This is a genomic window from Exiguobacterium sp. 17-1 (assembly GCF_023096305.1).
Lineage (GTDB): Bacteria > Bacillota > Bacilli > Exiguobacteriales > Exiguobacteriaceae > Exiguobacterium_A > Exiguobacterium_A sibiricum_A.
In genome coordinates this window covers 490,889-504,561 of record NZ_JALIGJ010000002.1, presented here as the reverse complement: position 1 = coordinate 504,561, position 13,673 = coordinate 490,889, and the positions used below count along the sequence as shown (strand labels likewise).

Genomic DNA, 13,673 nt, shown 5'->3' with positions numbered 1-13,673 from the left:
AACGATGCAACAGGGGAAAATCTATGATTCATTCACGGAAGCGACAGCAGATATTTTTGACGGGGCGACACTCGTCGTCGGCGGGTTCGGCCTGTGCGGAATTCCGGAAAAATCGATTGCGGCCTTGCAGGAAAAAGGGGTCAAGGACTTGACGGTCGTCAGCAACAACTGCGGTGTTGATGACTTTGGACTCGGTATCTTATTGCAATCACGTCAAATCAAAAAGATGGTCTCGTCCTATGTCGGGGAAAACAAGACGTTTGAGCAGCAGTACTTGAGCGGCGAGATTGAGGTCGATCTCGTACCACAGGGGACACTGGCGGAACGAATCCGGGCCGGCGGAGCGGGTATTCCCGGTTTTTACACGCCGACCGGTGTCGGGACACCGATAGCGGAAGGCAAGGAACAAAAACAATTTGACGGGAAAACCTATTTGCTGGAAGAAGGAATTGTCGGCGATTTTGCGCTCGTTAAAGCCTGGAAAGCGGACAAGCTCGGTAATCTCGTCTTCCGGAAGACATCACGGAACTTCAATCCGCTTGTCGCGACAGCCGGTAAAGTGACGATTGTCGAAGTCGAGGAACTGGTTGAAGTCGGAGAACTTGATCCAAACGAGATTCATACACCAGCGGTTTACGTCCAGCGAATCATCGTCGGGACGGACTACGAGAAACGCATCGAACGCCGGACAGTCCGGGAAGCATAAGGGGGAGATATTATGGCAACGTCTAGAGAAATCATCATCAACCGTGCGCTGCAGGAAATCGAAGATGGCATGTACGTCAATCTCGGAATCGGGATTCCGACACTGATCGCCAATGCGATTCCGGATGATATGCATGTCATGCTGCAATCGGAAAACGGATTGCTCGGCATCGGACCGTATCCGCTCGAACACGAAGTCGACGCTGACGAAATCAATGCCGGCAAAGAGACCGTCACGGCACAAAAAGGCGCGTCGTATTTCGACAGTGCCGAATCGTTTGCGATGATTCGCGGCGGTCACATCGATCTCGCAATTCTTGGCGGGATGGAAGTCGCCGAGAACGGGGACCTCGCGAACTGGATGATTCCTGGCAAGATGGTCAAAGGAATGGGCGGGGCGATGGATCTCGTCAATGGGGCGAAACGGGTCGTCATCATCATGGAGCATGTCAATAAGTACGGCGAGTCGAAGGTCAAGACACGTTGTACGTTACCGTTGACCGGCAGTCAAGTCGTCAACCGGTTGATTACGGATAAAGCCGTCTTTGATTTCACGGAATCCGGAATGGTCTTGATCGAGACGTTAGACGGATTGACCGTCGAAGACATCCGTAACGTGACGGAAGCAGACTTTACCGTCAGTCCGAAACTTGAACGCATCAGCATAGGGGAATGAGTCAGATGGTCAACGGAGATATCGTCCTCGTGACGGGAGCAGGAAGCGGAATCGGTCTTGAAATTTCAAAAGCCTTCGCCGAAGCAGGAGCAAAGGTCGTCATTACGGACGTCAATACGGAAGCAGCCGAAACAGCAGCGAAGTCGTTACAGGAAGCAGGACATGATGTCATCGGACTGACGCTGAACGTCACCGATGAAGCACAGGTCCAGTCGGTTTTTGCGGAAACGATTGAGCATTACGGCCGACTTGATGTCTTAATCAACAATGCCGGTCTGCAGCACGTCTCGCCGATTGAAGACTTCCCGACGGAGAAGTTCGAACTGATGATTAAAATCATGCTGACGGCACCGTTCATTGCGATCAAACATGCTTTCCCGCTCATGAAGGAGCAAGGGTACGGCCGGATCATTAACATGGCATCAATCAACGGGTTGATCGGCTTTGCCGGGAAAGCGGCTTATAACTCCGCAAAACACGGTCTGCTTGGTCTGACAAAAGTCGCGGCACTGGAAGGGGCGGAACACGGGATCACGGTCAATGCCTTATGTCCAGGATACGTCGATACGCCGCTCGTCCGCAATCAGATGGCGGATCTCGCGAAAACACGTCAGGTCGAACTGGAAAAAGTCCTCGAAGACGTCATCTATCCGCTCGTTCCGCAAAAACGATTGCTTGCCGTCGAGGAAATCGCCGATTATGCGTTATTCCTCGCCAGTCGCAAAGCAAAAGGCATTACCGGTCAGGCGAACGTCCTGGACGGCGGTTATACGATTCAATAAGGGGGAAATCAGGATGAGCGAGCAAGTCGTCATCGTCAGTGCGACACGAACGGCAATCGGCAGTTTTAACGGCAGTTTAAAGGATGTCCCGGCAACGAAACTCGGAGCAACGGTCATCGAAGCGGCGCTCGCACAAGCGAATGTCGCACCAGAGCTCGTTGAGGAAGTCATCATGGGCAACGTTCTTCAGGCGGGACTCGGACAAAATCCGGCCCGTCAGGCGAGTTTCCTCGCCGGTCTGCCGGAAACGGTTCCGGCCATGACGATCAATAAAGTCTGTGGTTCCGGGCTGAAGGCGATTCATCTCGCTTTCCAAGCAATCAAATCCGGCGAAGCTGATATCATCGTCGCCGGCGGGATGGAAAACATGAGTCAGGCCCCGTACTTGTTAAGCGGTGCCCGGACCGGCTTACGGATGGGAGACCAGCCGCTTGTCGATACGATCATCAAAGACGGACTCGAGTGTGCCTTTAACGACTACCATATGGGAATCACGGCGGAAAACTTAGCTGAGCAATATACGATTTCCCGGGAGGCGCAAGACCAGTTTGCAGCGGCGAGTCAACAAAAAGCCGGTCAAGCGATTGAAGCAAATCGTTTTCAAGCTGAAATTACGCCGGTCGAGATTCCGCAACGCAAAGGCGATCCGGTCGTATTCGCCGAAGACGAGTTCCCGCGTGCCGGAACGACAGCGGACTCACTTGCCCGCCTGCGTCCGGCTTTCAAGAAAGGCGGTACAGTGACAGCGGGAAATGCATCGGGTATCAATGACGGGGCGGCAGCAGTCGTCGTCATGTCGGCCCGTAAAGCGAAAGAACTTGGACTGACCCCACTCGTCGAGATCGTCGCCAACGGAACGTCAGGTGTTGACCCGAGCATCATGGGAATCGGTCCCGTCAAGGCCGTCGGACAGGCGTTACAAAAAGCCGGTCTAGAACTTGACGCCATCGACGTCATCGAGGCGAACGAAGCGTTTGCTGCCCAATCACTTGCAGTCGACGCAGAACTCAAGTTTGATCCGGCGAAGTTGAACCGGAACGGCGGGGCGATTGCGCTTGGTCACCCGATTGGCGCCAGCGGAACACGAATCATGGTGACGTTGATTCACGAGATGTTACGGACCGGTGAAAGTCATGGTCTTGCGACACTCTGTATCGGCGGCGGCCAAGGGATTGCGACGATCGTCAAGAAGTATGAAGGATAATCAAAGCTATTGAATGCTGGAAATACGACCCTGGACTTTATGTTCAGGGTTTTTCTGTTTTATTTTCTGAATGATTTACTTGATTAGAGGAGTGACGCGGGAAAGAAAAAAAGCAAACAGCATGACAAAAACAGACAGCTTACGGTAAAATGAAACACGTTGTAAGGGAGGGTGTCAGATGATTTCATTACAAAATGTCAGTAAAGCTTTTTCCGGACAACCGGTCATCCAGTCCGTCGCCCTCTCGATTGAACAGGGCGAGATTCATGGCATCATCGGCGCGAGCGGTGCCGGGAAATCGACCTTACTCCGGCTGATGAACCTGCTCGAACGGCCGGATACCGGGCAGGTCGAATTTGACGGTATGGATTTAACAAACCTGTCGAATCGACAACTGCGGCAGACCCGGCAAAATATCGGGATGATTTTTCAGGACTTTAATCTGGTCGGAAACAAGACGGTTGAACAAAACATTGGTGTTTCACTTGAACTCGCCCGTGTCAAAAAGCGCGAGCGGGCGGACCGGATTCAGGAGTGCCTCCGGTTCGTCGGACTGGAGTCCTTTGCCCGGAAGTATCCGTCCGAACTGAGTGGAGGACAGAAGCAGCGTGTGGCGATTGCCCGCGCACTCGCCAACCGCCCGCGTGTTTTGCTGTGTGACGAGCCGACGTCGTCGCTTGATCCGAGTACGACGTCGGAAATCCTGCGCGTGTTGCAGGACATCAATCAGACACTCGGCGTGACGATTGTCCTCGTCAGTCATGAGATGCAGGTAATCCAAAGCGTTTGCAACCGGGTTACGGTCATGGCAGACGGACAGATTGAAACGACGATGACGACCGAGCCGGCAGGAATCACGGAAATTACGAGTGATGCCAGCTGGTTCCTGACTCAATTGACAGAGCGGAGGGATTCAGATGCCTGACATCGTGCTTGAATATGCAGCGGAAATCAGACTGGCGATCGGACAAACGTTCGTGATGGTCGGAATCTCGATTCTCGCGGCAGTTCTCGTCGGTTTGCCGCTCGGAACCTGGCTCTATCTGTCACGTAAAGAGCAGTTGCTGTCGAACCGGTTCGTCTTTTCAAGTTTGAATTTACTTGTCAACACGATCCGTTCGTTTCCGTTTTTATTGCTTGTCGTCTTTTTGATTCCGTTTACGCGGCTCATTATCGGGACGGCAATCGGAACGGCAGCAGCGACGGTTCCACTGGCGGTCATTGCCATTGCCCATTATTCACGGCTCGTCGAACAATCGTTGCTTGAAGTGCCGAAAGGTGTCATCGAGGCGGCCGTCTCGATGGGAGCCTCGACGCGTGAAGTCGTCCTGAAGTTTTTATTCGTTGAAGCCCGGTCCGGTCTTGTCCTTGGTCTGACGACATCGATCGTCAGCTTCATTTCCTATTCGACGATCATGGGGGTTGTCGGAGGCGGGGGGATCGGCGACTTTGCCGTCCGGTACGGCTACCAACAGTTTCAGACGGAATTAATGCTCTATATGATTTTGATTATGGTCATCCTGGTCCAACTGATTCAGTTTGCCGGGACGACCATAGCACGCTTGCTCGATAAACGTTAACTGAAAGTAGGAATTCAAAATGAAAAAAATCATGGTATTACTCAGCGTTTTTGTGTTGGCCTTAGCCGGATGCGGCAACGCCGATAAAAAGGACGAACAAGAGTCGGCGTCAAAAACAGAGACGTTAAAAGTCGCGTCACTGATCAAACCGATGACGGAAATTCTTGATCTCGTCAAACCGGAACTCAAAAAAGAAGGCATTAATCTGGAAGTCGTCGTCCTTAGTGACAACGTGCAACCGAACAGTGCCCTCGCAGCAAAAGAAGTCGATGCGAACTTCTTCCAGCACGTTCCGTACATGGAAGAGTTCAACCGCAACAATAAAGCCAATCTTGTACCGATCAAACCGATTTACTTTGCGAACTACGGTCTCTACTCAAAAGACTATAAAAAGATGGACCAATTGCCGAAAGGTGCTGTCATTGCCGTCGCAAATGACGTTTCGAACATCGACCGGTCGCTTGCTCTGCTTGCACAGCATGATGCGATCAAGTTGAAAAAGAAAACCGGTCCGTACTACACGATGAAAGACATCACGGAAAACAAACGTAACTTTAAGTTCAAGGAAGTCGATTTGCTGATGCTCGCCCGTCTTTATGATGATGCGGATGCAGTTATCATGACGCCGGCTTATGCTTCACCACTCGGACTGACGCCGAAGAAAGATGCCCTTGTCACGGAAGGCGTCGAAAATGACTTTGCGATCACGCTTGTTGCCCGGAAGGACAATCAGGATTCGGAAGCGATTCAAAAGCTTGCGAAAGCAATGACAAGTCCGAAAGTCAAAAAGTTCCTCGAAGACAATTATGATGAAACGGCGATTCCTGCCTTTAAATAAGTGTTCGGATAAAAAAGTCAAAAACCACGGTTCGTATGTCTGTTTCAAAGACACGCGATCCGTGGTTTTTTTGGCATCAGTTTATCGGAATTTTGCCTAACGGATTGTCAACTTCTTCGCATAGCCGGTTTTCTCCAAAATATCAGTTGTCGGCATCTTGGTCCACTTGGCAACGGGAACATCAGGATTTTTCTGAATGAAGTCCGTCATGATCATATAGCCAAGCGAATACTGGGCAAGCGCAGGAATTTGCTTGTCGTAGTTTCCGTATCGTAAATCGTACGCGTTCACGTTGAAGTTGTTGATATGTGTCAACAGATTTTCTAATGTATGGTCGAGCAACGGTTCGGTCGCTTCCGACTTACCTTTTGGATAGACCTGCGCAGCAAACATGTCCGCTTCACCTTCCAAGAGGATACTGTTGAACACCGAGTCATGCGTGTTGCTTTCAAAAGCAACGGTATGATGATATTCGTGGGCGACGGTATTCGCCAGTGTATCTCTTGAAAAATCTTTTGCTAAGTAGAGGGTGAACATGTTTGTCCCGGAGGCAAAACCGGAAGCACCGCCGTGACGTTGAATATCAGCTGCATTATGGACATTATAAGGCGCGACGAAGACCGTCAGCTTATCTGTTCTTGGCAGTGCTTTGATTGAGGTCTGAAGGCTTTTTTTAATCTGTTGATGAATGGAATCTTGGTGTTTTTTTAAATAGGCAATCGTTTTGTTCAGTTCTTCTGCATTGTCGGTAGGAATTTCTAAAATGCGTCTGTCCTGATAGGTAGGTGTCAGTTTTTCCTTCTCGATCCAACTATCTTTCGCTTTTAAAACGTGTTTTTCAAACAGGGCACCGTTCTCGGTCGGCTCTTTTAGCGTTGCATCGACATATGACTGATATGCATCGTAAAGCGGAATGATTTGAATCGTCTGCTCATCTTGTTTGAACGTCAATTTCTGTGGTTCGGCTTTTTCGGCTTCCGGCGCATCGGAACAGCCGGCAAGCAGACCGGTCAAGGTGGCGGCGAGTAAAAATCGTTTCATCTAAATTCCTCCTTTGTCTTAAAAAACCATAATTATCCATACGTGAATTAATTAGGGAAAGTTTCATTAGTTCGTCCCAGTCAGATGAACTTATGTTACCGATTACAAAAGAGCAGACCACTATGGTGGTATTTCGGTATCAAAGGACAGGAGAACGTTTTCAGCTAAATTTTCAGAATATTCACCGGATAAACTCCTAGCACGAGGTCACAAACCTATGTTATCCTTTCGAACGAAGTACCTGGTTGATTGTTCTAAAAACAATCAGGTCGTAATTTAATCGTGGGGGTTTCTTATGTCTAAAACAGTTCCAACATCTTTTATCGTCGTTATCGGTATGATGCTGTTTGCCTTGTTTTTCGGGGCCGGTAATTTGATTTTTCCACCGATGCTCGGACAAATGGCAGGCGAGAATGTCTGGATTGCCAATGCCGGATTCCTGGTCACAGGCGTCGGCTTACCGTTACTTGCCATCCTAGCGTTTGCCTATTCCGGTGAACCGGACTTACGGGCGATGGCGTCGCGGGTCCATCCGATTTTTGGTCTTGTCTTTGCGATTATCCTGTACTTGGCAATTGGTCCGTTCTTTGCGATTCCGCGTGCCGGAACCGTTTCTTATGAAATCGGAATCAAACCATTTTTCGGGGAATCTGCATCGTCGACACCATTGCTGATTTTTTCGATTCTTTTTTATACGGTGGCGTGTCTGTTGTCGCTGAATCCGACAAAAATCGTCGATGTCGTCGGGAAAATCCTGACACCGATCAAGATTACATTCATCGGGCTGTTGATTCTCGTCGCCGTCATCAAGCCAATCGGGAGTTTTCAGAATCCTTTGACGACGTATCAGCACAATGCCTTTTTTAACGGGTTCCAGGAAGGATATTTGACGCTTGATGCGCTCGGCGCGTTTGTCTTCGGTATTATCATCATTTCGGCGATTAAGGAAAAAGGCGTCACATCGAAAAAGCAGTTGCTCATCATTTGTTCAAAAGCAGCTTTGATTGCAGCGAGTTTACTTGCCGTCACATATTCGGCCCTTGCCTTCATGGGCGCTTCCAGTGTCGCTAAAATCGGTCCGCTGAAAAATGGAGCGGAAATCTTGTCTGCCGTCTCCGATTATTATTTCGGTTCGTACGGTTCGATCTTGCTCGGTTTGATGATCACGGTTGCGTGTCTGACGACGAGTGTCGGTCTGATCACCGCCTGTGCCTCGTTCTTCTCACTGTTGTTGCCGCGGATCTCATACGTCAAGTGGACGATAGGACTGTCGATTTTCAGTGCCCTTGTCGCCAATATCGGACTGACACAGTTGATTGCGATTTCGAAACCGGTCCTGCTGACGCTTTATCCATTGGCAATCTGTCTGATTTTCCTGACGTTCTTGCATTCCGTCTTTAAAGGAAAACCGGCCGTTTATCAAGGCGCCATGTGGATGACGTTTGCTGTCAGTCTGTTTGACGGGCTGAAGGTGGCAGAAGCACCGGTCGGACCGGTCTTGCGCGTTTTCGAAAACGTTCTGCCGTTTTTCTCCGTCGGACTCGGTTGGGTCGTTCCGGCGATCATCGGGGCCGTCCTCGGCGGATTGTTCGGTCGGAAAAAAGCGTACCGCTCGGAAGAATCACGTGTTGCTTGAGCAGCATATATAGTTTATAGATTTTAAGCTGTTTCGATTTCGAATCGAAGCGGCTTTTTTGGTGTCTGCCAAATCATCATCGATGGAAACGAATTGGAATGGTATTGACAAAAGGATGAGGGTCGATGATATAGTATTATTGCAAATGAGATTCATTATCAATTAAAAAGGGGTGGTTTTTCTGTTTATTCAACTTAAAACAATCCGGGTGGAAACCGGTCATGCCGATTCAATGATTGAACGGTTCGCAGGCGAAGGCATCATCGAACAACAACCCGGCTTCATCGACCTCAGTATCCTGCAAAAAAAGCGAACGCGGGGCGAGGAAGAGGTCATCGTCTTGATTCGCTGGGAATCGGAACTGGACTGGAAAGCGTGGGAGACGAGTGACGTTCATCTTGCAGGTCACCGCGCGCGTCGTGGTCAACCGGCACCTTCATTTATTTTAGGAAGTGACCAGCAGTATTACGAGGTGCTGGGTCAAAAAGGCAAGCGTTGAGAAAAAGACCGATCCGTCCACTTGCGGCGAATCGGTCTGCCTTCATTTTCGGAACAATAACACGATGAAATAAGGTGCTCCAAGAATTGCGATGACAATCCCGACCGGAATGTCGGCCGGAGCAAGCAGATTTTTCCCGATCAAGTCGGCGAGCAACACGAGCAGACTGCCGAGCAGGGCGGCGACCAGAATCAGACTGTAATGGTTCGGTCCGACGAGACGCCGGGCGATGTGCGGAGCGAGCAATCCGATAAAGGAAATTCCGCCGCCGGCAGCGACACAGGAACCGGCAAGTGCGGCAGCGATCAACAAGATCCGTTTCCGTGTCCGCTCGACTTGGAGTCCTAACGTCTGCGGGAGCGAGCCGCTCAGTTGCAACAGATTCAACGACCGGCTGTGTAAAAAGGCGAGCGGTACCAGGCAAATGATCCAGGGTGCAAGCGTCAAGACGGATGACCAATCCGCCTGCCAGATGCTTCCGGTCAACCAGACCGTCGCCTGCTGAAAATCGCGCGGATCCATCTTCAATTGAAAAATGATCAAGAGGGCGCCACACAGGGCGTTAATTCCGACGCCAACCAACAACAGACGTCCCGGTTGGACCGCTTTTCCCGCCAACCGGTAAATCGTCCAGGCGACAAGCGTCGCACCGAAAAAAGCGACGAACGGCAGAACCGGAAGTTGATGTGTAGCTGATCGAAAGAAAAACAGCGTCAAGACGACGAATAGTCCGGCACCGGCATTGATTCCGAGAATGCCGGGATCAGCTAGCGCATTGCGTGACATCCCTTGAAGTAATGTACCGGAGACAGCCAGTCCGGCACCAATCAACAAGGCGAGCAACATCCGCGGTAGCCGGAGATCGATGAGAATCAGCCGTTCCGCTTCCGTCCCTTGTCCGATCAACGTTCGGCCGATCGCACCAAACGAAACGGGAAGAATCCCGGTCGACAGACTGTACACGAATGTCAAAATGAGCAGACTACATAAACAAAACAGCGTCAATCGCGCCTGTTTTACGGCATGCCAGACATCCATCAGACGGACAACTCCTTTCGGCGGGCGAGATAAAGGAAGTAGGGTACCCCGACCAAGGCGGTGACGGCTCCAAGCGGTGTTTCGAACGGCGGATTGATCATGCGCGCCAGCAAATCGGAAGCGATCAATAACGTCATGCCGAACAGAGCGCTGACCGGCAGCAACAAGTAATAGTTCGTCCCGACCAAAAAACGGCTGATATGGGGAATGATCAAGCCGACAAAGCCGATAACGCCAGCGACCGACACGGCAACACCGGCAAGCAGGACGATGCTGCAAAATCCAAGCAGCCGGACTTTCGTCAACGAGGAACCGAGCCCGGTCGCAACATCTTCTCCGAGCGAGAGGACGGTCATGCTGCGGGCGATATGTAAGGAAATGAGGAGTCCAAGCAGAACGACCGGAAGCAAGACGAATACGTGCGCCCATTTGGCCCCGGACAAACCGCCGGCATACCAAAAACTGAGATCTTGGGCGACTTGGTGAAACAGAGTGATACCAGTCGACAGGGCGCTGAATAAAGCACTCAGTGCCGCACCGGCTACGGTCAATGTGACCGGTGAAAAGCGTCCGCGGGCAAACACCGTGATCAACAGGATGACGGCTGTCCCAAGTGCGGCGCCGCCAAACGAAAAGACAAGTGAAGTCACAAATGAATGCTCCGAGACAAAGGCCAGCGACAAGGCGACTCCGAGTCCCGCGCCGTGGGTGATGCCAAGCAGAGAGGGGTCAGCCAGCGCATTCCGGGTCAACCCTTGCATCATCGTCCCCGACAGCGCCAGAGCAATGCCGACAAGCCCGGCGCAAATCAGACGCGGAAGCCGGACTTCTTGAACGAGTTGATGCTGCAGATTACCGGCGTCAAAGGCATGAAACGAGGCGAGGACGGTCGCCCGGGAAATCGGCACGGCACCGTAAAACAAGGACAGTGTACTCAGTAGCGTGAGCAGTCCAACCGTGAGAACAACAATCGTCAGGATTGAGCGTGGTCGAACGGATGTAGTCATAGACGTCTCTCCTTTTTAATTGAGAATCAGATTCATTATCAACGCGATTAAACGTACATCGAAGACCAATTTTTTGTCAAATGTTTTTTTAAGGAGTGGGCAGGATGGAGTTACAGATCAAACCGTTACCAATCGAGAAGCATTGGTTACTTGAAGGCGACCGGCGGGACGTCAAGCCGGGACTGGTCATCGTCGTTGCGGGGAGCGGATTTTTATACAGCAACCGGCACCGGTTATACCCGGGCGACGCCGTCTGGGTCGAACAAATCGACGAGGTGTTGCCGGCTGCGAAAGAGACCTGTTTGTTCTATCACCTGACGTTGACGGGACACCGCTGCGCGCTGTACCGACAAGATGCAGACATCCTGCATGACTGGTTACGGCAACTCCATGTCAGCCCGACTTCGGAACAGGAAGGGTTGACTCAACTACGAATCCTGTATCAATTGCTTGAGACATTGAGCCGCGAACAGGAGAATCATGTGTTTGAGGAAGTGACTGCCGCTTGGTTAAAGGACTTGTCGATGCAAAGGTCCGTCCATGAGCTGGCGCTTGATCTCGGAATGTCGGTACCGACATTTAACCGGCTGTTCAAAGAGCGGTATCACGCAACACCAAAAGAATATGTGACGCAACTGCGGATTCGCACGGCAAAGGAGTGGATGCTCGCTTCATACGAGATGACGTTGGCGCAAATCGCACAAAAAGTGGGATTGCAAGACGAATTTTATTTCAGCCGCCTCTTCAAAAAACGGACCGGTTTATCGCCGACCCATTTTTTACAACGGATTACACCGCGGATCGGGATTGCCAGCCGCCTCTTGTTGCAGGATCATCTGTTGGCACTTGGTCTGCAACCGATCCTCGCACCGAGTTATCCGACGGAATACGGAGCAAGCGGATTACCCGTGTTTTTGACCGGACTGGACGGAACCCGGTTGTACGACGCCAATCAACCGCTTCAACGGGAATGGTTCGAGACGACGGCACTCGATTTGATTATCAAGACACCGAGTTTAGAGAAGGGACAGGATATCAGCTGGTTGCCGGCGGACCATGTCCTTGAACTGCCGCATCAAACCTGCTGGAGTGAATATCTCCGACTGATTGCCGTCGCGACGAATCGGGAAGACCGGCTCGAGCCGATCGTCGCGCAGATTACAGCGCTCGAACAAACGGTCAAGGAACGTTTGGCGTGGAACAAGACCGGAACATGGGCTGTCGTCTGGATTCGACCGGACGAGGTGCGGTTATACGGGACGAAGCAACATACGATGCTCAGTTTTTTATTTCATGATTTGGGTCTGACACCGGCACCGGGATTACCGGAAGCCATTTATGAAATCGTTACGCTGGAGACGTTACAACGAGTTGATCCCGAAAACCTGCTGATCTTATGGAGTCAACCGGTTGATGTCGAGCGGATTCAGCAAGAAGAGTCGTGGCAGACCTTGCAGGCGGTCCAGCATCATCAAGTCCATTATCCGGACAGCGTCGATTGGGATCCTTGGGGACCACTCGGACGCACCCATATGCTGAAGCAATTGTTAGAGTACATCGAAAATGAACCACGCTTGATTTGTCCATGAAAGTTGATCGGTTCGTCCATGTCGCTCTTTAGTGATAATGATTATCATTACTAATGAAGAACGAGAGTGAGAGGGGAAAAAGAACTACATGAAAAAAATCGTCAGTGTCACATCCGTCCTCGCGACGTGTGTTGTATTAGCCGCCTGTGGAGGTGAGGCAAGCGAACAACCGACAAAAAAAGCAGCCGCCGTCCACACCGTTGAACATATTTTTGGAAAAACGGAAGTTCCGAATGATCCGAAGAAAGTGGTTGTCCTGTCGCACGTCTCGTGGGAAGGATCGCTCGTCTCCGTCGGTGTCAAACCGTATGCCGTGATGGCGTACGATAATGAGTTTCCACCACACTTGACGAAAGAACTCGAAGGAACGAAGGCGTTGCCGTACGCGGACGAAATCAATCCGGAAGAAATCGTCAAACTGGATCCGGACTTGTTGATCATCAGTGACCGGTATAAACCGCTGTATGACAAACTGTCGAAAACGATCCCGACGGTCGCCGTCGAGGTGGGTGGTGACTGGAAAGAGGATCACCTGAAAGTCGCGGAAGCAGTCAACAAGAAAGAAGAAGGACAAGCAGTCATCGATGACTTGGCGAAAGAAGCAAAAGACATCGGTCAACGGATCAAGGAAAACGTCAAGGACGAGACCTTCATGGCGGTCTCAGTCAACAAAAAAGATATTCGTGTCTACGGTCTGACGAACCATGCGACGAACTCGCTGTTGTTTGATGATATCGGGCTGACACCGACGAAAGGTCTGCCAAAAGACTTCGGGGAAAACATTTCGATCGAAGGACTGGCGAAATATAATCCCGACCACATCATTGATCTATCGTACTTCAACAGTGGACCGTACTACGATGAAGTGACGAACGGGAAGGTCTGGAAAGGGCTGACAGCAGTCAAAAAAGATCAAGTCCACCAAATGTCGACGACGTGGGGCTTTTGGGATCCAATCGAACGCCAAAAAGGATTAACAGAACTTGAAGACGTCTTATTGAAATGACCAGATGAAGAACAGGAGAAAGAACGGGGAAACCCGTTTTTCTCTTTTTTGAAATTGAGAATGATTATCAAT

14 protein-coding genes are annotated in these 13,673 nt (G+C 50.8%); 11 read left to right on the top strand and 3 right to left on the bottom strand.

Annotation, left to right across the window (positions count from 1 at the left end; translation table 11 throughout):
- The first annotated feature begins 4 nt into the window (after nt 1–4).
- The 7 genes from MUN34_RS08405 (at nt 5) to MUN34_RS08375 (ending at nt 5,785) form a co-directional block, all read left to right on the top strand.
- Nucleotides 5–706 (top strand): CoA transferase subunit A, encoded by a 702-nt coding sequence (locus MUN34_RS08405; protein ID WP_247857520.1) that lies wholly within the window; start codon nt 5–7, stop codon nt 704–706.
- A 12-nt stretch (nt 707–718) separates the two neighbouring features.
- Nucleotides 719–1,381, top strand: coding sequence for a 3-oxoacid CoA-transferase subunit B (locus MUN34_RS08400; protein WP_247857519.1), 663 nt, complete (start codon nt 719–721; stop codon nt 1,379–1,381).
- A 5-nt stretch (nt 1,382–1,386) separates the two neighbouring features.
- Nucleotides 1,387–2,163, top strand: coding sequence for a 3-hydroxybutyrate dehydrogenase (locus MUN34_RS08395; RefSeq protein ID WP_247857518.1), 777 nt, complete (start codon nt 1,387–1,389; stop codon nt 2,161–2,163).
- Nucleotides 2,164–2,176: 13 nt separating this feature from the next.
- Nucleotides 2,177–3,367, top strand: coding sequence for an acetyl-CoA C-acetyltransferase (locus tag MUN34_RS08390; RefSeq protein WP_026828673.1), 1,191 nt, complete (start codon nt 2,177–2,179; stop codon nt 3,365–3,367).
- A gap of 178 nt (nt 3,368–3,545) precedes the next feature.
- Complete coding sequence (locus MUN34_RS08385; RefSeq protein WP_247857517.1) at nt 3,546–4,292, top strand: methionine ABC transporter ATP-binding protein; 747 nt, start codon at nt 3,546–3,548, stop codon at nt 4,290–4,292.
- On the top strand, nt 4,285–4,947 hold the full coding sequence (locus MUN34_RS08380) for a methionine ABC transporter permease (RefSeq protein ID WP_247857516.1): 663 nt from the start codon (nt 4,285–4,287) through the stop codon (nt 4,945–4,947). Before MUN34_RS08385 ends, MUN34_RS08380 begins: the two co-directional genes overlap by 8 nt.
- A gap of 19 nt (nt 4,948–4,966) precedes the next feature.
- The gene (locus tag MUN34_RS08375; RefSeq protein WP_247857515.1) at nt 4,967–5,785 is read left to right on the top strand and encodes a MetQ/NlpA family ABC transporter substrate-binding protein; all 819 of its coding nucleotides are present in this window, start codon (nt 4,967–4,969) and stop codon (nt 5,783–5,785) included.
- Nucleotides 5,786–5,881: 96 nt separating this feature from the next.
- Here the strand turns inward: MUN34_RS08375 and MUN34_RS08370 are convergent, their stop codons facing one another.
- The gene (locus MUN34_RS08370; protein WP_247857514.1) at nt 5,882–6,826 is read right to left on the bottom strand and encodes a DUF2268 domain-containing putative Zn-dependent protease; all 945 of its coding nucleotides are present in this window, start codon (nt 6,824–6,826) and stop codon (nt 5,882–5,884) included.
- A 295-nt stretch (nt 6,827–7,121) separates the two neighbouring features.
- On the opposite strand from MUN34_RS08370, the gene brnQ reads away from it, so the two are divergent.
- Nucleotides 7,122–8,462: a branched-chain amino acid transport system II carrier protein gene (brnQ, locus tag MUN34_RS08365; protein WP_026828669.1), complete on the top strand. Its 1,341-nt coding sequence runs from the start codon at nt 7,122–7,124 to the stop codon at nt 8,460–8,462.
- 181 nt (nt 8,463–8,643) lie between these two features.
- The gene (locus MUN34_RS08360; protein ID WP_247857672.1) at nt 8,644–8,961 is read left to right on the top strand and encodes an antibiotic biosynthesis monooxygenase; all 318 of its coding nucleotides are present in this window, start codon (nt 8,644–8,646) and stop codon (nt 8,959–8,961) included.
- 42 nt (nt 8,962–9,003) lie between these two features.
- Here MUN34_RS08360 and MUN34_RS08355 read toward each other — a convergent pair whose 3' ends face one another.
- Together MUN34_RS08355 and MUN34_RS08350 are read right to left on the bottom strand one after the other, a co-directional pair.
- Nucleotides 9,004–9,999 (bottom strand): FecCD family ABC transporter permease, encoded by a 996-nt coding sequence (locus tag MUN34_RS08355; protein ID WP_247857513.1) that lies wholly within the window; start codon nt 9,997–9,999, stop codon nt 9,004–9,006.
- The gene (locus tag MUN34_RS08350) at nt 9,999–11,006 is read right to left on the bottom strand and encodes a FecCD family ABC transporter permease (protein ID WP_247857512.1); all 1,008 of its coding nucleotides are present in this window, start codon (nt 11,004–11,006) and stop codon (nt 9,999–10,001) included. Before MUN34_RS08350 ends, MUN34_RS08355 begins: the two co-directional genes overlap by 1 nt.
- Before the next feature lie 104 nt (nt 11,007–11,110).
- Between MUN34_RS08350 and MUN34_RS08345 the strand changes: the two genes are divergently transcribed.
- Complete coding sequence (locus MUN34_RS08345; protein ID WP_247857511.1) at nt 11,111–12,595, top strand: helix-turn-helix domain-containing protein; 1,485 nt, start codon at nt 11,111–11,113, stop codon at nt 12,593–12,595.
- A gap of 88 nt (nt 12,596–12,683) precedes the next feature.
- Entirely contained in the window at nt 12,684–13,601 is a 918-nt protein-coding gene (locus tag MUN34_RS08340) for an ABC transporter substrate-binding protein (RefSeq protein WP_247857510.1), read from the top strand.
- Nucleotides 13,602–13,673: the final 72 nt, after the last annotated feature.